This window comes from Desulfuromonadales bacterium, from assembly GCA_035620395.1.
Lineage (GTDB): Bacteria > Desulfobacterota > Desulfuromonadia > Desulfuromonadales > DASPGW01 > DASPGW01.
The window spans coordinates 1-21,144 of record DASPGW010000263.1 but is presented as its reverse complement, the minus strand read 5'-3'; the positions used below and the strand labels follow the sequence as shown (position 1 = coordinate 21,144).

The window sequence follows — 21,144 nt, the reverse complement described above, 5'->3', positions numbered from 1 at the left end:
GGCACCGCGGCACTGCCCCACATCCTGATCCGCTACTACACGGTTCCCAGCCAGGCGGCCGCCCGCAAGTCGACCATCGTCGCCATCGCCGCCATCGGCTTCTTCTACATCCTCACCATCTTCATGGGGCTCGGTGCGATGACCAACGGGGTCATCAATATCATGGACAACAACATGTCCGCCCCGCTGCTCGCCCTCTCCTTCGGCGTGGTGCTTTTCGCGATCATCTCCTCCATCGCCTTTGCCACCGTCCTCGGCACCGTCTCCGGTCTGATCGTCGCCGCCTCCGGCGCCGTCGCTCACGACCTGATGGACAAATTCCTCGGCATGAACCTGTCCGACAAGGGGATGGTCCTGGCCGGCAAGCTCTCCGCCGTGGTAGTCGGCGCCATCGCCATCTACCTGGGCATCGTCTTCGAGGGGATGAACGTCTCCTTCCTCGTCGGCTGGGCCTTCGCCCTGGCGGCTTCCGCCAACCTGCCGGCGATCCTGATGCTGCTCTTCTGGAAGAAGACCACCGCCAAAGGGGTGGCGGCTTCCATCGGGGTCGGCCTGGTCTCGGCCATGACCCTGATTCTGCTCTCCCCCGACATGTACATCCGCTATGGGCTGCTCCCCACGGATGCGCCGATCTCCTTCAACAGTCCGGCGGCGATCTCCATCCCCCTGAGCTTCATCGCCCTGGTGGTCGTCTCCCTGCTGACGCAGAAAGACGCGGTCACCGAGCAGGTCACCGAAGCGGCAGAGGCCTGAGTCTTCTTGCCAATCGTTGCCTGATCTGGTAACAGTACGGGGCCGCCGATTTCGACGGCCCCGTTTTTTTCACCCAAAGGTCTGCCATGAAACGCTTTCGCTTCACCCTGCTGGCCATCTGCCTGGTCCTGCTGTATTTGGGCTGGATCGACGTTGCCCTCTTTCTGCGTAACCCGTCCCCCGCCGCAATCTCCATCGAAGAACTGGAAAAGGGGAACGTGCCGCGGGAATGGCTGCGCGTCACCGGCGGCCACCAGAATCTGCTCGAAGCCATTTCAACCTCGGGGAGCGTCGAGCTCGACGCCTTTCTGGTGCCGTTGAAGAGTTCCCCGGGAGAGGAATCTTTCAGTGTCCTGGTCGAAACACGCAACCCCAGAATTCTGGAGCTTCTTGCAACCTACCACTTCCAGCTCGATTCAGCTGAAGCGAAGGAGGTCTATCTGAACGAGCATGCCGCCGAATTCCAGGGATTGCGGGAGGTGACCGGCATGGTCGTCAGCGGCCTGATCGCCAGCGGCAACCGGGACAAACTCATGAAACTGGCGAAGGAAGTGGGCATGCAGGTCCCTCCGGACGTCCTCTTCCTCAGCGAAGGGAAAGAGCCGGGGCACTGGCGGGGCTTTTTCTATCTCGGCGTCGGTCTGCTGGGGCTGATTAAGGTGCTGATGCTGTGGAAGAAGCCGCCGCAAGCGGCGGTGGAAGGATAAGAGAAGGCGGAGCCAGGCGGCTCCGCCTTTTTCGTTTTTAGCAGGGACTGAGGGGGCCTAAAACTTCGCGCTCCCCGGCGTGCGCGGGAAGGGGATGACGTCGCGAATATTCTCCATGCCGGTCACGTACATCAATAGCCGCTCGAACCCCAGGCCGAAGCCGGCGTGCGGGCAACTCCCCCAGCGGCGGGTGTCGAGGTACCACCAGAGGCTCTCCGGGGCGATGCCCGCCGCGGCCATCCGGTTGAGCAGCACGTCGTAGCGCTCCTCGCGCTGGCTGCCGCCGATGATCTCGCCGACCCGCGGCACCAGCAGATCCATCGCCGCCACCGTCCGCTCGTCGTCATTGAGGCGCATGTAGAAGGCCTTGATGCCGGCCGGGTAGTCGGTGACGAAGACCGGCCCGCCGACCAGCTCCTCGGTGAGATAGCGCTCGTGCTCCGATTGCAGGTCGCAGCCCCACTCGACCGGGAACTGGAAGCTGCGTCCGCTGCGCTGCAGTGCCGCCACCGCCTCGGTGTAGGGCATGGTCCGGAACTCGGCCTTGGCCAGCGCCTCCAGCTTGTCGATGAGCCCGGTTTCGATGTGCTGGTTGAAGAAGGCGAGGTCCTCGCCGCACTCTTCCAGGGCGCAGGTAACCAGGTAGCGCAGGAAATCCTCGGCCAGGGCGCAGTCGGCGGCGAGGTCGGCGAAGGCCATCTCCGGCTCGATCATCCAGAACTCGGCGGCGTGGCGGCTGGTGTTGGAGTTCTCGGCGCGGAAGGTCGGCCCGAAAGTGTAGATGTCGGCAAAGGCGGTGGCGAAAAGCTCTCCTTCGAGCTGGCCGGAGACGGTGAGCCCCGCTTTCTCGCCGAAGAAGTCCTCGCGCCAGTCGACCTCCCCCTCCGCCAGCGGGGGGTTCTTCGCCGGCAGGGTGGTGACGCGGAACATCTCGCCGGCCCCCTCGCAGTCGCTGGCGGTGATGATCGGCGTCTGCACATAGAGAAAGCCGCGTTCCTGGAAGAACCTGTGGACGGCGAAGGAGAGGGCGCTGCGCACGCGAAAGACGGCGCCGAAGGTGTTGGAGCGGGGGCGCAGGTGGGCGATGGAGCGCAGAAACTCGAGACTGTGGTTCTTCTTCTGCAGCGGGTATTCGGCATCCGCGTCACCGAGCAGGGTGACACTGCGCGCGTGCAACTCCCACTTCTGCCCCGCCGCCGGCGAAGGGACGAGTCCCCCAGCAACCGCCAGACAGGCGCCGGTGCCGACCCTGGCGATCACCTCGAAGTTCGGCAGTTCGGGGGTCAGCACCACCTGTAGCGGGGCGAGGCAGGAGCCGTCGCTGAGGGCGGCGAAGGCGACCTCCTTCCCCTTGCGCAGCGTCCGCACCCACCCCTTGACGATAACTTCCGGGAGCGGTTCGGTGCGAACGAGCAGGTCGCGGATGCGGGTTTTCTGGATGGCTGCAGGCATGGCGAGCTCCGTCCCAACGCAAAAGGTTCAAAACAAAATCCCCCTGACCCGCCCGTTTCCGGGCATCAGGGGGACTTTACACCACCGAAACATGATGAACAAGGGGCGAATCAGTTGTGCTCGCGCGTTTTGTGGAAGGTCACCCCCGGCCACTGTTCGGTGACGTAGCCGAGGCGCCACTCGCTCGGGGCGAGGTAGGCGAGGTTCCCCTCGGCGTCGTGGGCAAGGTTCCCCTGGCACTTCTTCTCGAAGTCGGCCAGCATCTTGCGGTCGCCGCATTCGATCCAGCGGGCGGTGGCGAAGTCGATCCCCTCGTAGGCCGCCTCCACCCCGTACTCGGCCGCCAGCCGGGCGATGGTCACGTCGAACTGCAGCACGCCGACGGCGCCGAGGATGTAGTCGTTGCCGAGCACCGGCCGGAAGACCTGCACCGCCCCCTCCTCGGAGAGCTGCAGCAGACCCTTCTCCAGTTGCTTGGCCTTCAGGGGATTGCGCAGCCGCACCCGGCGGAAGTGCTCGGGAGCGAAGTTGGGGATGCCGGTGAATTTGAGCGGCTCCTTGTCGCTGAAAGTGTCGCCGATCTTGATGGTGCCATGGTTGTGCAGGCCGATGATGTCGCCGGGCCAGGCCTCCTCGACGTTGGCCCGGTCCTGGGCCATGAAGATGGTGGCGTTGGAGAGGATTACGTCCTTGCCGATGCGGTGGTGGCGCACCTTCATGCCGCGGGTGAACTTCCCCGAGCAGATGCGCAGGAAGGCGATGCGGTCGCGGTGCATCGGGTCCATGTTCGCCTGGATCTTGAAGACGAAGCCGGAAAAAGCCTCTTCCTCGGGTGCAACCGCGCGCGTCATGGTGGACCGCGGACCCGGCGCCGGGGCGAGGTCGACCAGAGCGTCGAGCAGTTCCTCGACGCCGAAGTTGTTGACGCCGCTGCCGAAGAAGACCGGCGTCTGGTTCCCCTTGAGGTACTCTGTCAGTTCGAAGGGGTTGGCCGCCCCTTCGAGCAGTTCGATGTCGGCGCGCAGCTCGTCGGCCTGGTCACCGAGCAGCTCGTCGAGCTGCGGATCGGCCAGATCCGTGATCACCAAGGCGCTGCGGTGGCGGGTTTCGCCCCCGGGTGTGAAGAGGCGCAGTTCCTTGCGGTAGAGGTTGTAGACCCCCTTGAAACGTTTGCCCATGCCGATCGGCCAGGACATGGGGGCGCATTCGATCTGCAGCTTCTCCTCGATGTCGGCGAGCAAATCGAGGGGCGCCAGACCCTCCCGGTCGAGCTTGTTGATGAAGGTGATGACCGGGGTGTTGCGCATCCGGCAGACCTCCATCAGCTTGCCGGTCTGCGTCTCGACCCCCTTGGCCGAATCGATGACCATCAGCGCCGAGTCGACGGCGGTGAGCACCCGGTAGGTATCCTCGGAGAAGTCCTGGTGGCCGGGGGTGTCGAGCAGGTTGATCTCGCAGTCGCGGTGATTGAACTTCATCACCGAAGTGGTGACCGAGATGCCGCGCTCCTGCTCGATCGCCATCCAGTCGCTGGTGGCGTGGCGGGCGGCCTTGCGCGCCTTGACCGCGCCGGCCATCTGGATCGCCCCGCCGAAGAGCAGGAGCTTCTCGGTGAGGGTGGTCTTGCCGGCGTCGGGGTGACTGATGATGCCGAAGGTGCGGCGCTTTTCCACTTCCTGCTGGTGCTGTTTGCTCACAGTATGCACTACCTCGAAATCGGATTCAGGCTGGAGACAAAAAAATCGGGCCGGAATCGGCCCGTTTCTGGTTCGACGATAACGAATCATAACGCAACAAGCGCTGTCGGGTCAAGGCTGGAGGCCCTCCCGTGTGAGGGCTATCCGCTGCGGCGCTCCAGCTCGGCCAGACGTTTGCGCAGAGCCTGCTCCTTTTGCCAGCGTTCGGTGACGTCACGGATGACCGAAGCAATCCCCGTCATCCGACCCGCAGCGTCATGCAGGGGGATGACGGTAAACTCGATGGAGAGCCGCCGGCCGTCCCGGTGCAGGGCGGGAACGGCCAGCAGGGAATCACCGTAGCGGGTCACACCCGTCGCCATGACCTTGTGATATCCCTCCCAGTGCCGAAAACGCAGCGTCTCCGGAATGATCAGGTCGAGCGAGCGACCCACTGCTTCTTCCGGCGGGTGCCCGAAAATTTTCTGCGCCCCCTGGTTCCACAGGCGGATCAGCCCTTCCCGGTCGGCAGCAACGATGGCCTCCCCGGCATTTTCGACGATCTGCCGGCAGAGGGTGTCCAGTACAGGAAAATCAGTCATCGGTCCTTCTCTCGTCTGCGAGCCTTGCGCCTTGTCTCTTTTCAAACCGCCCCGTTGTGGCATACTGGAGACAATTTTAACGGAGGCGACTGATCATGCAACCCTCAAGAACAAGCGGCATTCTTCTGCACCCCACCTCTCTTCCCGGTCCCCACGGCATCGGCTCGCTGAGCGCCGAGGCCTACGCCTTCGTCGACTTTCTGGCTGGAGCCGGCCAGTCGCTCTGGCAGATTCTCCCCCTGGGGCCCACCGGCTACGGCGACTCCCCCTACAGCGCCCTGTCCGCTTTCGCCGGCAACCCCCTGCTGATCTGCCTGGAGCGACTGGTCGAGGCCGGCGACCTCGACGCCAGCGCAATCACCGCTGCGGCCATGCCGGAAGGGGCAGCACAGTTCGGTTTCGTCCATGGGTTCAAGGGGCGCCTGCTCTGGAAAGCCGCCCGGCGATTCAATGAAGCCGCGACCACCGAACGCCGGGAGGCTTTCGACGACTTCTGCACCCGGCAGGCCTACTGGCTCAACGACTACGCCATTTTCCGTGCCCTGCGCCAGCAATTCGGCGAACAGTCCTGGAACCGCTGGCCGGCCGAGATCCGCCGGCGCGAGGAAGCGGCCCTGCGTCACTGGGGAGAGAAGCTGTCCGAGCACATTTACAACGAGAAGTACGCCCAATTCGTCTTCTTCGAGCAGTGGTTCGCTCTCAAGGAGTACGCCAACAGCCGGGGGGTGCGCATTCTCGGCGATATCCCCATCTTCGTCGCCTTCGATTCGGCCGATGTCTGGGCCAATCCCCATCTCTTCTTTCTCGACGACGAGGGCAATCCCACGCGGGTAGCCGGCGTCCCCCCCGACTATTTCAGCAAAACCGGCCAGCGCTGGGGCAATCCCCTCTACCGCTGGGAGCGGATGGCTGCTGACGGCTTTTCCTGGTGGCTGGCCCGCTTCCGCTGGAACCTGGTCCAGACCGATCTGGTGCGGATCGACCATTTCCGCGGCTTCGAGGCCTGCTGGGCCATTCCCGCCGAGGAGGAGACGGCGGTGAATGGTCGGTGGGAGGCCGTACCCGGCGTCGACCTTTTCCAGTCGCTGGCTGCGACCCTGGGCCAAGCGCCGATCATCGCCGAGGACCTGGGAGTGATCACCCCCGAGGTCGAGGCGCTGCGCGACCGCTTCGGCTTCCCGGGGATGAAGATCCTTCAGTTCGCCTTCGGCTCCGGCGCGGACAACCCCTACCTGCCGCACAACTTTCGATGCAACTGCGTCGTCTACAGCGGCACCCATGACAACGACACCACCACCGGCTGGTGGCAGTCCCTCGACCGCAAGGGACGGGAGGCGGTTCGCTCCTATCTCGGCAGTGGTGCCCGGGATATCTCCTGGGACCTCGTCCGTCTGGCCATGGCCAGCGTTGCCGATTTCTGCATCTTCCCCCTGCAGGACGTCCTGGCCCTGGGCAGCGAAGCACGTCTGAACACACCCGGCCGCCCCGACGGCAACTGGGCGTGGCGTTTCCCTCCCGGCGCTCTCACCGCCGAGCTCCAGCAGCGACTGGCTGCGCTTTGCCGGCTTTACGGGCGCCACCCATAACGTCCAACCCATGGAAAGAACCCAAATTATTTCCGAGCAGATCTTTCGCGCCGCACTGCGGGAAGCCGCCCCGCGGGAAGCCGTACACAGGGAGATGCGGCGGGTGCAAACCCTTTACCGGGACGGGGGTTTCCGCCGACTGGTCACCGTCGGTTTCGGCAAAGCGGCCCCGGTCATGGCCGGCGCCCTCGCGGAATCCCTCGGCGACCTGGTCGACACCGGCCTTGTCATCACCAAGTATGGTCACGCCCTGACATCTGTCCCCGGCAGGATAAAGGTCTTCGAGGCGGGACATCCGGTCCCCGACCGCAACGGCCTGCGGGCGACCGAGGAGCTCATCAGGCTCGTCCGTGCTGCGGACGAACGGACGCTGATCGTCACACTCATCTCCGGCGGCGGCTCGGCCCTGCTCGTTTCACCCCAGGACGGCATTTCGCTGGTGGACAAACAGCGGACCACCAGCCTTCTGCTCAATGCCGGAGCCGACATCAGCGAGTTGAACACGGTCCGCAAGCACCTCTCCCGGGCCAAGGGCGGGCGACTGGCGGAGGCGGCCTTTCCGGCCACCGTCGTCTCGCTCATCCTGTCCGACGTCGTCGGCGACCGCCTCGATGTCATCGCCTCGGGTCCCACTGCCGCCGACCCGACCACCTTCGGCGAAGCGCTCGGGATATTGGAACGACACCGACTGAGCGAAGCGGTGCCGCCACCGGTCCTGGAACTGCTCCGCCGCGGCGGCCGGGGCGATATCCCCGAAACCCCGAAGGCCGGGAGCCCGTTTCTGGACCGGGTCGAAAACATCATCGTCGGCAGCAATCGCCAGGCCCTCGAAGCGGCCGCCCGCTCGGCACGGGAACTCGGCTTCACGGTCGAAATCCTTTCGGCGGAACTGACGGGCGAAGCCAGGGAGGTGGGACGGCAACTGGCCCGCCAGACGCGGGCCGCAGCGAGCAGCAAAGCCGGGAACGCCGGGCACTGCCTGCTTGCAGGCGGGGAGACCACCGTTACCGTCCGCGGGCAGGGCAAGGGAGGGCGCAACATGGAGCTGGCCCTCGCCTTCGCAATCGAGATCGAGGGGCAACCCGGCATCACTCTCCTTTCCGCCGGCACCGACGGCACCGACGGCCCGACCGACGCGGCCGGAGCGATTGTCGACGGCGAAACTGTCGCCAGGGCCAGGGAGCAGGGTCTCGATCCCCGGGAGTCCCTCGACAACAACGACTCCTATACCTTTTTCGAGAGGTGCGGCGGGCTCCTCGTCACCGGGGCGACCGGCACCAACGTCATGGACCTCCAGATTGTCCTCATCGATTGATAACCTGCCAATGGCCGGCGCTGGCCTGTGCCTTTGCGCGCCATCAAACTGTTGCAATCCCTCTTGTCTCGTTTGCTGAAAATATGTTAAGGTGGGCGTCCGAAAGCGAAAACATATAGAGCCGGACTGCGGGCCGGCCACTCAACCCAATCCGGAGGAACGATAGTGAAAAAGCACCTGACCCTCATCCTGGCCGGTCTGACCGCCGTCTCTCTGGCTGCCGGCTGCAAAAAGGAAGAAGCCCCGAAGACCGTCGCGCAGCCCCAACCCGCCGTCGCCCAACCCGCCCAGCCCGCCGCTGCCGCCAAGTCGGGCAAGGTTATCGAAACCATGAACTCCGGCGGCTACACCTACGTTCAGGTCGACACCGGCACGGAAAAGGTCTGGGCCGCCGCGCCCGAGTTCCAGGTCAAGGTCGGCGATCCGGTGGCGATTCCCGAAGGGATGCCGATGGCCAACTACCACAGCAAGACCCTCAACCGTGACTTTGAACTGGTCTACTTCGTCGACGGCATCATGGTCGGCGGCCAGACGGCCGCCCCCGCTGGAGCTCCGACTGCCGCCCCCGGCCAAGCCAAAATGCCCGAAGGCCACCCGCCCCTGACCGTTCAGTCGGCCCAGCAGAACGGCGTCGACGTCAGCGGCATCAAGAAGGTCGAAGGCGGCCAGACGGTCGCCGACGTTTTCGCCGGCAAGGCGCAACTCGGCGGCAAAGACGTCAAGGTACGCGGCAAGGTCGTCAAGTTCAGCCCCGGCATCATGGGCAAAAACTGGATTCACCTGCAGGACGGCACCGGCAAGGAAGGGACCAACGACCTGACGATCACCACCAGCGAGACGGTCAAAGTAGGCGACACCGTGGTTGTGGCCGGGAAGCTGTCCACCGACAAGGATTTCGGCTACGGCTACAAGTACGACGTGATCCTGGAAGATGCCAAGCTCACCGTCGAGTAAGCCAGGCGGATTCCTGTGATTTGAGAAGGCTCCCGGTCTTGCGGCCGGGAGCCTTTCTGTTTTAATTTCTGCCAGGCACCAGACTGGAGACAGCCCATGTCCATGCTGCTGTTCGTCATCAGCTTCCTCGCCATCTATGCGGCCATGCACGCCCTGGTCTTCTGGGGCGTATACCCGCTGCTGGCCGGCCATCCTCTTCTCCCCGCCCTGACCACGGGGTGGATGGCGCTGATGATCGTCGCCCCGATCACGGTGCGTCTGCTGGACAGGTCCGGCCACGAGCTGCCGGCCAGGGCAATCGCCTGGGTCGCCTACTGCTGGATGGGCTTTCTCTTCCTCGCCTTCGCCCTCTTTCTCCTCTTCGGCCTCTGGCACCTGTTCGTCCTGGCCCTGGGCAAGCTCCTGCCGGCTGCCACCATCCTGACCATGCACCGCCCGGCCGCCTCCGCCCTTGTCCTGCTGGCGGTTCTTGCGGCCGGGCTCTACGGCTTCCTGGAAGCGGCCGACCTGCGTGTCGAGACGGTCCGGCTGATCTCCCCGAAGCTGCCGGACGGCGTCGAAAGGCTGCGCATCGCCCAGGTTTCCGACCTCCACCTGGGGCTGATTCACCGGGAGGAAGCCCTCGCCCCGATCGTCGCCAGGATCGAGCAATTGGCTCCGGACCTGCTGGTAGCGACGGGGGACATCGTCGATGCCCAGATCAGCCACCTCGAGGAGTTGAGCGGCCTCTGGAGGCGCCTTTCGCCGCCACTGGGCAAGTATGCGGTGACCGGCAACCACGAATTCTACGCCGGCCTCGCCCAGAGTCTCGAGTACCTGCAGCGCAGCGACTTCACCGTCCTGCGGAACACGGCCGCGGCGCCGGCGGACTTTCTCCGCATCATCGGTGTCGACGACCCGGCCGGCGGCGGCGCACCCGACGAACGGCCCCTGCTTGAGCAGGCCGGCCAGGAATATTTCGTCCTGCTGCTGAAACACCGACCCAGCATCGGCCCGCAAAGCGAAGGGCTCTTCGACCTGCAGCTCTCGGGGCACGCGCACGGCGGGCAGATCTTTCCCTTCAGACTGCTGACCAGGTTATTCTACCCCCTGTATGACGGGCTCTACCGGCTGGCCGGCGGCTCCGTCCTCTACACCAGCCGGGGAACCGGCACCTGGGGACCGCCGATGCGGATTCTCTCTCCCCCGGAGATCACCCTGATCGAAGTCGTCAGGCACCCATAAGAAAGGCCCGAAGTGGATGAAAAGCTTTGAAACCGGCAACCTGAATCCAACCTTTCCAGAACAAACCCAGGAAGGGCTTTGCGGACGGGTACCGTTCTGCTAAGCTTCATTATCCGTATTTCTCCCTTTTCGTAATGACCGTTCAGTTTCCAGCCTGAGAGAAGCCCGCATGCCCCACATCCTCGCCGCCGCCTCCGCCTTCCCTCCCCACGTCGTCCCCCAGGCGGCCGTCCGCGAGGCGATCGGCCAGATCTTTGCCGGCCGCATCCCCGATCTGGAGCGGCTGCTCGCCGTTTTCGACCACTCGCGAATCGTCACCCGGCACCTCATGCGCCCCCTCGACTGGTACTGCCGGCCGCAGTCGGCGCAGGCACGCAACCGTATTTACCTTGATGAAGGGCTGGAGCTGCTGGCCCGGGCGACGCAGTGCTGTCTGGAGCGAGCCGCCTGCGAGCCCGCGTCGATCGACCACGTCATCGCCGTTTCCTCCACCGGCCACGCCGCCCCCTCCATGGACGCCCGGCTGATCAACCGGCTCGGACTGCGCCCGGACGTCAGCCGGCTGCCGATCTGGGGGCTGGGGTGCGCAGCCGGAGCGGCGGGGCTGGCCCGGGCCTTCGACCACTGCCGTGCCCACCCGCGGGCAACGGTCCTGCTGGTCGCCCTGGAGACCTGCAGCCTGACTTTCATGCCCAGCGACCTGAGCAAGAAGAATCTGGTCGGCACGGCGATCTTCGCCGACGGCGCCGCCGCCGTGCTGGTCGCCGGAGCCGAAGCGGCAGGTTCCGGACCGCGGCTGCTCGCCACCCGTTCGCATCTTTTTCCGCAGAGCGAGAACATCATGGGATGGGAATTCGGTGACGCGGGCATGCAGCTTCTCCTCTCCCCGCGCCTGCCGGCGGTGGTCAAGGAAGAGCTGCCGCGGCTGGTCGACGGCTTCCTGCGCAGCCGGGGACTCGAGCAGAGCGATCTGGCCCACTACCTCACGCATCCGGGCGGGGCCAAGGTGGTCGATGCCTATCGCGAGGCGCTGGGCCTGCACAACGGCGAGCTCGACCTCACCGAAGAGGTATTGCGCGAACACGGCAACGTCTCCTCGGTCTCGGTGCTGGTGGTGCTGGAGAGGTGGCTCGCCTCGCCGCGGGCCGGACAAGCCGGCTACGGCCTGCTTTCGGCCTTCGGCCCGGGGTTCTCGGCCGAGCAGGTGCTGCTGGAGGTGTAATCGATGTCCCTCTGGTGGGTCTTTGCTTTCTACTTCGCCGAGCGTCTCTTCGAAATCTGGCTGGCGACGCGCAACCGCAGGATGCTTCTCGCCCGCGGCGGCCGGGAGTTTTTCCCGGAAACCTTCAGGGAACTGGTTCTGCTGCACGCCCTCTTCTTCGCCGCCCTGCTCGGCGAATCCTGGCCCTGGCGGGTACCCCTCGACCACCTCACCCTCTTCTGCCTCGCCGCCCTGGTGCTGCTGATGGGACTGCGCTACTGGTGCATCCTGAGCCTCGGCGTCTTCTGGAACACGCGCATCCTCGTGCTGCCCGGTGCCGAGGCCGTACGCCGGGGGCCGTACCGACTCTTCAAGCACCCCAACTACCTGGTCGTCACCCTCGAATTCGCCCTCCTCCCCCTGCTCATGCGCGCCCCCTTCACTCTGGTCGTCTTCTCCCTGGCCAACCTCACCATCCTGCGCCGGCGCATCCGCTTCGAGGAGCAGGCGCTGCGGGAGGCGACCGATTGGGGGAAGGACCGGCCGTGACCATGCTGAACCTCCCCAACCTCCTCAGCCTCCTGCGCCTGGTCGCCGCCCCCGTCCTGCTCCTCCTCGCCGCCGCCGGCCGGCCGACGGCCTACCTCGTTCTGCTCGCCGCCGCCCTCCTCTCCGACGCCGTCGACGGCTTCCTGGCCCGCCGCCTGAACCAGACCTCGGAGCTGGGCGCCCGGCTCGACTCCTGGGGGGACTTCGCCATCTACATGACTGTCCCCCTGGGTGCCTGGTGGCTGTGGCCTGACCTCATCCGCCGCGAGGCACCCTTCGCGGCGGCGGTCGTGGCGAGCTACGCCCTCCCCGTCGGCATCGGCTTCCTCAAATACCGGCGGCTCACCAGCTATCACACCTGGGGGGCCAAGCTCTCGGGGGTCCTCCTCTCGGCGGGAGCGCTCATCCTCTTCGCCGGCGGCCCGGCCTGGCCCTTCCGCCTAGCCGTGGCCGTGCTGGTCCTGGCCGAACTGGAGGAGATCGCCATCACCGCCGCCCTCCCCGAATGGCGGGCCAACGTGCCGACGCTGCGGCAGGCGCTGCGGTTGAGGCGGGAGATGAGGGGATAGGGGGGGATTTGGTTACTATCCTTGGACGAGCAAGGAAAGTCACCCGGCGGCCGGCCGGGACCGGCGAAGTTGAGGTTGGGTTGTGAGGTTGTACTCCACAACCGGCTGGTCGCGCCCCTTCTACCCCTCCCCCTCCCGCCGGTTCAGCCCCTCCAGAATTTCGTCGAGTTCCTCCGCCGGCAAAGCCTGGCTGAAAAGGTGTCCCTGCATCTCCGGACAGTCGAGGGCATCGAGAAAGAGGCGTTGCTCCTCCGTCTCGACCCCCTCGGCGATGACGTTGAGCTGGAGGCTTTGTGCCATGCGGATCATCGCCGAGACGATCGCCGCGTCGCTGCGGCTGGAATTGATGTCGCTGACGAACGACTGGTCGATCTTGAGGGTATGGATGGGAAGCTTCTTGATGTAACTGAAGGTGGAGTAGCCGGTGCCGAAGTCATCGATGGAAATCTGCACCCCCATCTCGCCCAGGCGACGGAGCATGGCAATGGCCTGTTCCGCGTTTTCCAGCAAGAGGTTTTCCGTCACCTCCAGTTCCAGCCAGCACGGTTCGAGCTCCGTTTCGGCCAGCACCCGCTCCACCATTTCCGGCAGGTCGAGCTGCTGGAACTGGCGGGGGGAGAAGTTGACGGAGACGCGCATGGGGGAGAAGCCGGCTTTTTGCCAGGCCTTGTTCTGGGCACAGGCCGTGCGCAGGACCCACTCGCCTATGGGGACGATCACCCCGCTCTCTTCAGCCAGAGGGATAAACCGGATCGGCGGGACCATCCCGAATTCCGGGTGATTCCAGCGGGCCAGCGCCTCGATGGAGACAATCCGGCCGGTCTTGATGTTGACCTTGGGCTGGTAGTAGAGCAGAAGTTCCCCCCGCTCCAGCGCCTGGCGCAGGCAGCTCTCCAAGGCCAGCCGGCGGGAGGCCTGCACATCCATGGCCGGGGTGTAGAGGTGGTAGCGGCTGCGCCCTGCCTCCTTGGCGCGGTACATGGCCAGGTCGGCGTTGTGGATCAGGGTCTCGCCGTCGCAGCCGTCCTGGGGAAAAACGCTGACCCCGACGCTGGTAGAGATGAACAGCTCGTGTTCGGTGAGGACGAAGGGCCGGGTGAAGGCATCGATGATCTTCTGCGCCATCCTGGCCGGTTCCTGCAGATCGTCCAGCTCGGGGAGCAGGATGATGAATTCATCCCCGCCCCGGCGGGCCACGATATCCCGTTCCCGTCGACAGCATTCCCGCAACCGCCTGCCGGCTGTCTGCAGGAGCTGGTCGCCGACGGCGTGGCCGAGGGTGTCGTTGATCGTTTTGAAGCGGTCGAGGTCGAGAAAGAGGACGGCCAGCGGCCGGCGGTGCCGGCCCGCCTGTGCCAGGGCCTGGTGGAGCAGTTCGTTGAAGAGCTGGCGGTTGGGAAGGCCGGTCAGAGAGTCTGAGTAGGCCATCTGCCGGATATGCTCCTCCTGCTCACGCAACTGGCACTCCAGCCGGAGACCGGAGAGGCACTGTTCGATGGCCGCCTGCAGCTTTTCCCGGTCGATCGGCTTGAGCACGTAGTGATTAATACCGATTTCGATGGCCTCGAGGAGCCGGTTGGTGTCGTTGTTGGCCGTCAGCACGATGATTCGGGCGTGCCTGTCCAGATTCCTGATCTCCTTGGCCATGCGGATACCGTCCATGACCGGCATGCGGATATCGGTCAGGACGATTTCCGGCCGTTCCCGCTCATACAGCGCCAACCCCTCCTGGCCGTTCTCGGCCGTCAGCAGGGCCAATTCAGGAAACGTCTGGCGGAGGATGATCATCACCATTTTCCGGATGGTCGGGTCGTCCTCCACGTATAAAACTCTTATTTTGTCTTTGCTGTCCTGGTTATCCGTGGCAGCCACGAGCGCCCCCCAACCGAAAGATGCTGGAATTTATCGACCATTATAACCGTTGCCGGGGAAATCGGCAGTGGCTGGCCGGAATAAGGTGGACAACTCCGGCGAGGGCGAAAAGGGGGAAGGGCTCTTCAGGAGTCCGCGTCGCCTTTGTTCCGGAAACAGGCATAAACAGTCCTGGCCACGGGTTCCGGCAGGCCGGGGACCGCGAGCAGTTCAGCAAGAGATGCCTCGCGCAGCCTGCGCACACTGCCGAAATGCTTGAGCAGGACCTTGCGCCGGGCCGGGCCGACGCCGGGTACATCTTCCAGCGCCGAGTGCAGGGCGGCCTTGCCGCGCAGCTTGCGGTGGTAGGCAATGGCAAAGCGATGCGCCTCGTCGCGCAGTCGCTCGAGCAGGAAGAGGGCCGGCGACCCCTGGCGCAGCAGGACGGGATTCTTGCGCCCGGGCAGGAAGAAGCGCTCTTCACTCTTTTCCACCGCCTTGCCGCGCACGTTGGCGAGGACCCGGCTCTTGGCGATGCCGGCAGCGTCGATGCGCCCGACCAGGCCCAACTCCCCGAGCACGGCGGTCAGCACCGAGAGCTGCCCCTTGCCGCCGTCGATGAGGATGAAATCGGGCAGAAGCTCTTCGGCCAGGCCCCGGGTCAGCCGCCGCTTGAGCACTTCGTAGAGGGAGGCGTAGTCGTCGGCCCCCTCGACGCTGCGGATGCGGAAGTGGCGGTACTCCCCCTTGGCCGGCTCGCCATCGAGCAGCACCGCCATCGAGCCGACGCTCTGTTTTCCCTGGACATTGGAGATGTCGAAGCACTCCATCCGCTGCGGCGGTCGGGAGAGCTGCAACCGCTCGCCGATCTCGGCGAGCACCGCCTCGCGCGCCTCCCTTCGGCTGCCCCGCTCGCGGAAGACCTCGGCGGCGTTGCGCACCGCCAGTTCCACCAGTTGCAGCTTATCGCCGCGCCGGGGCGCCAGCACCCCCACCCTCTTCCCTTTGCGTTCGCCGAGCCAGTCGCCAAGGATATCGGCATCCTCGAGAGAAAACGGCAGCAGCACCTGGTCGGGAATAAAGACCTCGCGCCCGTAGAACTGCTGCAGGAAACTGGAGAGCAATTCCGCTTCATCCAGCCGCCACTCGAGGGTGAAGCTGCGCCGGCCGATCAGTTTGCCCTGGCGGATGAAGAGAACGGCGACCGCCACCTCCCCCCCCTCGCGGTGCACCCCGACGACATCCTGATCGCCGCCGCCCGCCTCCACCACCTTCTGCCGTTCCACCGTCTGCTCGATGGCCCGGATCTGGTCGCGCAGCATCGCCGCCTCCTCGAAGCGCATGGCGGCGGCAGCCGTGGTCATTCGCCCGCGCAGCAAGGTGAGCACCTCGCTTTCGCGCCCGGAGAGCAGAGCCGTCACCCCCCTGACCAGTTCACGGTACTCCTGTCGGCCGATCTTGCCGTAACAGGGGGCGCTGCACTGGCCGATCTGATAGAAGAGGCAGGGACGGCCCCGGCGACGGCAGGTTTCCACCGGATAGTGGCGCAGGGGAAAGAGACGGTAAATCTCCTTGAGCGTTTCGCGCACGGCACTGCCGGAGGAGAAGGGTCCGAAATAAAGGGCGCCGTCGCGCTGAACCTTCCGCACGACCTGCAGGGCGGGGAACTCCTCCCGCGGATCGAGGCGGATCGAAACATAGGTCTTGTCGTCGCGCAGGTGGATGTTGTAACGGGGACGGTGCTTCTTGATCAGGGTGTTTTCGAGGATCAACGCCTCTTTTTCGGTGTCGGTGACAATCGTCTCGATCTCGCGCACCCGGTTCATCAGGAAGCGGATGTGGGCGCGGCCATCGCCCTCGGCGGAGAAGTACGAACGCAGGCGGCTGCGCAGATTCTTCGCCTTGCCGACGTAGAGAATCTCGCCCGCCTCTCCCTGCATCAGATAGACGCCGGGAAGGGTGGGGAACTTTTTCAGGTCGACTTCCTGCATGAGGGCGCCCGGCAATGTAACAAAAAAGCCAGGGCGGACCCTGGCTCGGCGGCAGCGACAGCCGTTCGATGGCGGCTTCCGACGGTCGATGTCCCAGAGGATAGCAGCGCCCCCGGCACCTGTCAACCGGCGGCCGGGAACGCTTGACTTGCCTTGCCGTTTACAACATAATCCCTGAAATTAATGGTCTTTCAGGAATTTCATGAGCCGGCACCTCTTCAAGTTCGTCAACAACCTCAAGCTTCGCTGGAAACTGCTGGCGATGGTCCTGCCGCTGGTGATCATCCCCATTTTCATCGTCGGCAGCGTCGTCGGCTACCTGGCCGCCCGCCAGGCCTATCTGGGGATCACCCAGACGAGCAAGGACGACCTGGAGCACATGGCGGACTTCACCACCGACCTGCTCGATTCCCATTTCCAGCAGTTCCAGGTCTACAAGCAGGACAAGCAGAAAATCTTCATCCGCGACCTCTCCTCTCTCGCCGATATCGCCTACAACCTGGTGGAAACCCAGAATCACCAGTACCGGCAGGGGCACCTCAGCCTGGCGGAAGCCAAGCAGGAGGCGAAGAAGGCGCTCAAGCGCGTCAATGTCGGTGAAACCGGTTACATCTATGCCATGACCACCGCCGGGGACCTGGAGCTGCACATCGCCCGGGAGGGGGAGAACATCTTCGACGAAAAGGATGAGAAGGGTCGCTTCTTCATTCGCGAGATGTGCACGTCGGCGCGCAAGGCGAAGCCGGGCGAGACTCTCTACATCATCTACCCCTGGCGCAACGAGATCCTGGGCGACCGCGCCCCGCGCAAGAAGATCGCCGCCTACCGCTATTTCCCCGAATGGGACTGGATCATCGCCGCCAGCGGCTACCTGGAGGAGACCTACGAGGACCTCGCTTTCGAGCGCCGCTCCTTCGAGGAGCTCAAAGAGAAGATCAAGAGCAAGAAGGTTGGCAGTACCGGCTACATCTACTGCATGGACAGAAAGGGAACCTTGACCCTCCATCCCGACTCCGAGGGGCGCAACATCCTGGACGCCCGCGACGCGGAAGGGCACGCCTTCATCCGCGAGATGTGCGAGAAAAAGGAAGGCTGGATCCGCTACCCCTGGCAGAACATCGGCGACAAGGCGCCGCGGCTGAAGATCGTCCGCTACGCCTACTTCGCCCCGTGGGACTGGATCGTCGCCGTCGGCTCCTACGAGGACGAATTCTACCGGGAAGCGAACCTGATCAAGGGGCGCACCTTCGCCACCATGCTGATTCTCACCTTTCTGGCCAGTCAGTTGGCCTTCGCCATGATCTATTTCGCCGCCAAGGTTTTCACCGACCCGATCCACCACATGATCGCGGTCATCCGCAAGGTCAAGCAGGGACGATTCGACGAACGGATGCAGGTGGAGAGCAACGACGAGCTCGGCGAACTCGCCGCCGCCTTCAACCGCATGACCGACATCATCAAGCGGAACAAGGAGATGGAAGCGGCCCTGGCCCAGCAGGGGAAGATGGCTTCGCTGGGAGTCCTCTCCTCGGGTGTGGCCCACGAGATCAACAATCCCCTCGCCGTCATCCTCGGCTATGCCGGCTATATCGAGGGCAAGCTTGCGCCGGAGGACCCGCTTTACCGCTACATCCATGAAATCAAGCGGGAGAGCAAGCGCTGCAAGAAGATTGTCCAAGACCTGCTCAGCTATGCCCGCACGCCGAAACCGGCGCTGGAATCCACCGACATCAATGAACTGCTCGGGCAGATCGTCGATTTCGCCGCCAACCACACCGACATGCACCATGTCCAGGTGCAGCGGGAATTTGCTGCGGGATTGCCGCAGGTGATGGTCGACGGCGATCAGATACGGCAGGTGGCGATCAACCTGATCCTCAACGCCGGAGCCGCCATGCCGGGAGGAGGGACATTGGTCGTCAGCACCACCCTGGAAGACGAAAAACACATCGCCATCGCCTTCGCCGACACCGGCGCCGGCATCGAAGAGGAGCATCTGGAAAAAATCTTCGAACCGTTCTTCACCACCAAGGAGCGGGGAACCGGACTGGGGCTGGCCATCACCCGGCAGATCGTCGAACTGCACCAGGGGAAAATTGGCCTGGAGAGCATGCCGGGCCGCGGCACCACGGTCACCATCCGGTTGCCGCTCGTACGGGAGGAGTACTAGATGAGTCAGCAGAGAGTCATGCTGATCGACAACGAGGAGGGGCTCTGCCGGATGATGGAGGCGGTGCTCCTCGACAACGGCTTCACCGTCAAGGCCTACACCCGCTCCTTCGAGGCGGTCGATGAGTTCACGCCGGGGCAGTGGGACCTGGTCGTGACCGACGTCAAGATGCCGGGCCTCGATGGCCTGGAGGTGCTGCAGCGAATCAAGGAAAAGTCGCCGGAGATTCCGGTGATCATGATCACCGCCTTCGCCACGGTCGAAATGTCGATCCAGGCGCTGCGCCGCGGCGCCTACGATATGCTGACCAAGCCGTTCGAGCCGGAGGAACTGGTCTACCGGATCAAGAACGCCCTGAAGCATACGAAACTGCTCGAAGAGAACCGCGAACTGCGGGAAGAGCTGCTCGGCAAATTCCGCTTCGACAACATCATCGGCACTTCGCCCTGCCTGAAGACGCTGCTGGAAAAGGTCGCCAAGGTGGCGGTCCGTGACACCTCGGTGCTTCTTACCGGCGAATCGGGAACCGGCAAGGAACTGATCGCCCAGGCCATCCATTACAACTCTCCCCGCCGGGAGAAGCGTTTCGTCGCCATCAACTGCGGGGCACTCCCCGCTTCGCTTCTTGAAAGCGAGCTCTTCGGCTACCGGAAGGGGGCATTCACCGGTGCCACCGAAAACCGCCAGGGGCTCCTCGAAGCCGCCGACGGCGGCACCCTGTTTCTCGATGAGGTCGGCAACCTGCCCATGAATGTGCAGAAGACCCTGCTGCGCTTTCTGCAGGAGCATGAGTTCCTGCGGATCGGCGAGACCCGGCCGACCAAGGTCGACGTGCGCCTCATCTCGGCCACCAACGCCGATCTGCTCGCCGATGTCAAGAGCGGGGCTTTCCGCGAAGACCTTTTCTATCGGCTCAACGTGATGAACATCCACCTGCCGCCGCTGCGCGAGCGCCGGGAGGACATTCCCCTGCTGGCGGCGCACTTCATAAGGCAACAGAACGCCAGGTTCGGCACCAGCATTCGCGGACTCACGCCCGACGCCCTCAAGGCCGCCAAGGAGTTCGACTGGCCGGGAAACATCCGCCAGTTGCAGAACGTCATCGAGGCGTCGCTGGCCATGGAAAACGGCGACTATCTCAGCCTGCCCGTCCTCGCCCAGTTCATCGACACCGGAACCGACGCCGAGACGGTGGACGCCGGCCAGGCGGAGAGCGACTATGCCGCAGCGCTGGCCCGTTTCGAACGGGACTACCTGAAGGGGCTGCTGCAGAAGACCGGCGGCAACATCGAGGCCGCCGCCCGCGAAGCGGGCATGAACATGGCCACCATTTACCGCAAGCTGAAGAAATACGAAATCCGCCGGGAGGATCTCGCCTGAGTTCTTCTCGCAGGACTGCGAATCGCGGGCCGGCAGTTTGCACTCCTGCGAACCCTTCCCCGCTCCCGTCCTTCGCAGGCAATCTATTGAAATGACAAGCAAATTGCTATGGAATTGCTTTTTATCGGCCACCGGGCGTTGTTGGCCTCAGGGCCGTTTTGCATTTCTGCAAAAAACCGCACCATGGCCAGGGCCGACGACGCCTCGGTCGCCAGGCGCAACCAGCCGATTTAGTTGATTTTTCACCAAGGCAACAGTTCACTCAGCCACTTGGCATATCGATTGCTAAATCAAACAGTGTTACTCCTTTAGATGGCGGGTGAGGCTACGGGCCGTTGAGGGACGGTCGGGTCTCACCCGCACTCCCCTCGGCAACCGGCCAGCAAAGGAGCCGAAACATGCTGCAACCCACCATAAGAGATTTCACCGAAGTTCCGGCAACGGACCAGACGGCGACCGATGCGCCGGCGTCGAGCCTGATTATCCTCGGCCTGACTACCATTCTGTTCAGCCTCCACCACGCGGGCTTCTTTCCCTTCGGCGGGGCGGCCCTTGGCATGGGACTTTTCTACGGGGCGCTGGGGCTGATTGCCGCGGGGCTGGTGGCGTGGAAGAGACACCAGGCCCTCGGCGCCGTTTTCGGTATCGCCTTCGGTCTGTTCTGGCTTTCCCTGGTGGCCATGGTTGCCTTGCCGGAAAGCGGCTTCGGCCGGGCGCCCCAGGCATCGGCTCTTTCCAGCTATCTGGCCCTCTGGGGCCTGTTTACCAGCATCCTGCTCACCGGCGCCAGCCGTCTCGGCCGCGAACCGGTGCTCTTTCTGGCCATGCTCGCAGTTTTCCTGCTGCTGCTCGCCGCCGGCGCCGCCGCTGAAAGCTACCTGATCAACGCCCTGGCCGGCGGCGAAGGGATCGCCTGCGGGCTCGTTGGCGTCTATGCCGGCATCGTCCTGCTGAGGAACTGAGGGGGACGATCTGGCGCCGAATCGTCCCTGCCGAGCCCAACCCTGAACGAAAAAAGCCACCCGAATCGGGTGGCTTTTTTAAATTGAGCCGAGCGTGGATCACGCCCGCGAGATGAACCGGCCGTCGCGGGTGTCGACCTTGATCTTTTCCCCCGACTCCAGGTAACCCGGCACCTGGATTTTCATCCCCGTCTCCAGCACC

The 21,144-nt window shown here is 64.2% G+C and carries 18 protein-coding genes; 12 read left to right on the top strand and 6 right to left on the bottom strand.

The genetic code is table 11. From position 1 onward, the window contains the following. Together VD811_14415 and VD811_14410 are read left to right on the top strand one after the other, a co-directional pair. Window positions 1-753: hypothetical protein (locus tag VD811_14415; protein ID HXV22178.1), on the top strand; the 753-nt coding region annotated here is incomplete at its 5' end. Window positions 754-839: 86 nt separating this feature from the next. Then, window positions 840-1,460: a hypothetical protein gene (locus VD811_14410; GenBank protein HXV22177.1), complete on the top strand. Its 621-nt coding sequence runs from the start codon at window positions 840-842 to the stop codon at window positions 1,458-1,460. 57 nt (window positions 1,461-1,517) lie between these two features. Here VD811_14410 and asnS read toward each other — a convergent pair whose 3' ends face one another. The 3 genes from asnS to VD811_14395 all read right to left on the bottom strand — a co-directional run bounded on the left by asnS (window position 1,518) and on the right by VD811_14395 (window position 5,190). Further along, window positions 1,518-2,912: an asparagine--tRNA ligase gene (gene asnS / locus VD811_14405; protein ID HXV22176.1), complete on the bottom strand. Its 1,395-nt coding sequence runs from the start codon at window positions 2,910-2,912 to the stop codon at window positions 1,518-1,520. 110 nt (window positions 2,913-3,022) lie between these two features. Further along, on the bottom strand, window positions 3,023-4,609 hold the full coding sequence (locus VD811_14400; protein ID HXV22175.1) for a peptide chain release factor 3: 1,587 nt from the start codon (window positions 4,607-4,609) through the stop codon (window positions 3,023-3,025). 140 nt (window positions 4,610-4,749) lie between these two features. After that, window positions 4,750-5,190 (bottom strand): PAS domain S-box protein, encoded by a 441-nt coding sequence (locus tag VD811_14395; GenBank protein ID HXV22174.1) that lies wholly within the window; start codon window positions 5,188-5,190, stop codon window positions 4,750-4,752. A gap of 95 nt (window positions 5,191-5,285) precedes the next feature. Here VD811_14395 and malQ point away from each other — a divergent pair, with 95 nt between their 5' ends. From malQ to VD811_14360, 7 genes are all read left to right on the top strand, one after another. Beyond that, complete coding sequence (gene malQ / locus VD811_14390) at window positions 5,286-6,776, top strand: 4-alpha-glucanotransferase (GenBank protein HXV22173.1); 1,491 nt, start codon at window positions 5,286-5,288, stop codon at window positions 6,774-6,776. A gap of 10 nt (window positions 6,777-6,786) precedes the next feature. Next, window positions 6,787-8,091: a glycerate kinase gene (locus VD811_14385; GenBank protein ID HXV22172.1), complete on the top strand. Its 1,305-nt coding sequence runs from the start codon at window positions 6,787-6,789 to the stop codon at window positions 8,089-8,091. Window positions 8,092-8,256: 165 nt separating this feature from the next. Further along, on the top strand, window positions 8,257-9,045 hold the full coding sequence (locus VD811_14380) for a hypothetical protein (protein HXV22171.1): 789 nt from the start codon (window positions 8,257-8,259) through the stop codon (window positions 9,043-9,045). A gap of 96 nt (window positions 9,046-9,141) precedes the next feature. Then, window positions 9,142-10,269 (top strand): metallophosphoesterase, encoded by a 1,128-nt coding sequence (locus VD811_14375; GenBank protein HXV22170.1) that lies wholly within the window; start codon window positions 9,142-9,144, stop codon window positions 10,267-10,269. Between the two features lie 169 nt (window positions 10,270-10,438). After that, window positions 10,439-11,491, top strand: a complete 1,053-nt coding sequence (locus tag VD811_14370) for a 3-oxoacyl-[acyl-carrier-protein] synthase III C-terminal domain-containing protein (GenBank protein HXV22169.1) — start codon at window positions 10,439-10,441, stop codon at window positions 11,489-11,491. A gap of 3 nt (window positions 11,492-11,494) precedes the next feature. After that, the gene (locus tag VD811_14365) at window positions 11,495-12,019 is read left to right on the top strand and encodes an isoprenylcysteine carboxylmethyltransferase family protein (GenBank protein HXV22168.1); all 525 of its coding nucleotides are present in this window, start codon (window positions 11,495-11,497) and stop codon (window positions 12,017-12,019) included. A gap of 2 nt (window positions 12,020-12,021) precedes the next feature. After that, the gene (locus VD811_14360; GenBank protein ID HXV22167.1) at window positions 12,022-12,588 is read left to right on the top strand and encodes a CDP-alcohol phosphatidyltransferase family protein; all 567 of its coding nucleotides are present in this window, start codon (window positions 12,022-12,024) and stop codon (window positions 12,586-12,588) included. Between the two features lie 120 nt (window positions 12,589-12,708). On the opposite strand, the gene VD811_14355 is transcribed toward VD811_14360, so the two are convergent. Continuing rightward, on the bottom strand, window positions 12,709-14,409 hold the full coding sequence (locus VD811_14355) for an EAL domain-containing protein (protein HXV22166.1): 1,701 nt from the start codon (window positions 14,407-14,409) through the stop codon (window positions 12,709-12,711). A 176-nt stretch (window positions 14,410-14,585) separates the two neighbouring features. Next, window positions 14,586-16,430 (bottom strand): excinuclease ABC subunit UvrC, encoded by a 1,845-nt coding sequence (uvrC, locus tag VD811_14350; GenBank protein HXV22165.1) that lies wholly within the window; start codon window positions 16,428-16,430, stop codon window positions 14,586-14,588. 202 nt (window positions 16,431-16,632) lie between these two features. Here uvrC and VD811_14345 point away from each other — a divergent pair, with 202 nt between their 5' ends. From VD811_14345 to VD811_14335, 3 genes are all read left to right on the top strand, one after another. Next, window positions 16,633-18,600: a cache domain-containing protein gene (locus VD811_14345; GenBank protein HXV22164.1), complete on the top strand. Its 1,968-nt coding sequence runs from the start codon at window positions 16,633-16,635 to the stop codon at window positions 18,598-18,600. After that, a complete protein-coding gene (locus tag VD811_14340) occupies window positions 18,601-19,980 on the top strand; it encodes a sigma-54 dependent transcriptional regulator (GenBank protein HXV22163.1) in 1,380 nt (459 codons plus the stop codon). Window positions 19,981-20,378: 398 nt separating this feature from the next. Continuing rightward, window positions 20,379-20,942, top strand: a complete 564-nt coding sequence (locus VD811_14335) for an acetate uptake transporter (protein ID HXV22162.1) — start codon at window positions 20,379-20,381, stop codon at window positions 20,940-20,942. 99 nt (window positions 20,943-21,041) lie between these two features. Here VD811_14335 and VD811_14330 read toward each other — a convergent pair whose 3' ends face one another. Next, window positions 21,042-21,143, bottom strand: a complete 102-nt coding sequence (locus VD811_14330) for a hypothetical protein (protein HXV22161.1) — start codon at window positions 21,141-21,143, stop codon at window positions 21,042-21,044. Between the last annotated feature and the right edge of the window lies 1 nt (window position 21,144).

What these genes read in the sequence shown, in the direction of transcription:
- uvrC (HXV22165.1), bottom strand. Translation starts at nt 16,430, where the DNA reads ATGCAGGAAGTCGACCTGAAAAAGTTCCCCACCCTTCCCGGCGTCTAT.
- VD811_14340 (HXV22163.1), top strand. Translation starts at nt 18,601, where the DNA reads ATGAGTCAGCAGAGAGTCATGCTGATCGACAACGAGGAGGGGCTCTGC.
- VD811_14360 (HXV22167.1), top strand. Translation starts at nt 12,022, where the DNA reads ATGCTGAACCTCCCCAACCTCCTCAGCCTCCTGCGCCTGGTCGCCGCC.
- asnS (HXV22176.1), bottom strand. Translation starts at nt 2,912, where the DNA reads ATGCCTGCAGCCATCCAGAAAACCCGCATCCGCGACCTGCTCGTTCGC.
- VD811_14345 (HXV22164.1), top strand. Translation starts at nt 16,633, where the DNA reads ATGAGCCGGCACCTCTTCAAGTTCGTCAACAACCTCAAGCTTCGCTGG.
- VD811_14370 (HXV22169.1), top strand. Translation starts at nt 10,439, where the DNA reads ATGCCCCACATCCTCGCCGCCGCCTCCGCCTTCCCTCCCCACGTCGTC.
- malQ (HXV22173.1), top strand. Translation starts at nt 5,286, where the DNA reads ATGCAACCCTCAAGAACAAGCGGCATTCTTCTGCACCCCACCTCTCTT.
- VD811_14375 (HXV22170.1), top strand. Translation starts at nt 9,142, where the DNA reads ATGTCCATGCTGCTGTTCGTCATCAGCTTCCTCGCCATCTATGCGGCC.
- VD811_14365 (HXV22168.1), top strand. Translation starts at nt 11,495, where the DNA reads ATGTCCCTCTGGTGGGTCTTTGCTTTCTACTTCGCCGAGCGTCTCTTC.
- VD811_14410 (HXV22177.1), top strand. Translation starts at nt 840, where the DNA reads ATGAAACGCTTTCGCTTCACCCTGCTGGCCATCTGCCTGGTCCTGCTG.
- VD811_14385 (HXV22172.1), top strand. Translation starts at nt 6,787, where the DNA reads ATGGAAAGAACCCAAATTATTTCCGAGCAGATCTTTCGCGCCGCACTG.
- VD811_14335 (HXV22162.1), top strand. Translation starts at nt 20,379, where the DNA reads ATGCTGCAACCCACCATAAGAGATTTCACCGAAGTTCCGGCAACGGAC.
- VD811_14395 (HXV22174.1), bottom strand. Translation starts at nt 5,190, where the DNA reads ATGACTGATTTTCCTGTACTGGACACCCTCTGCCGGCAGATCGTCGAA.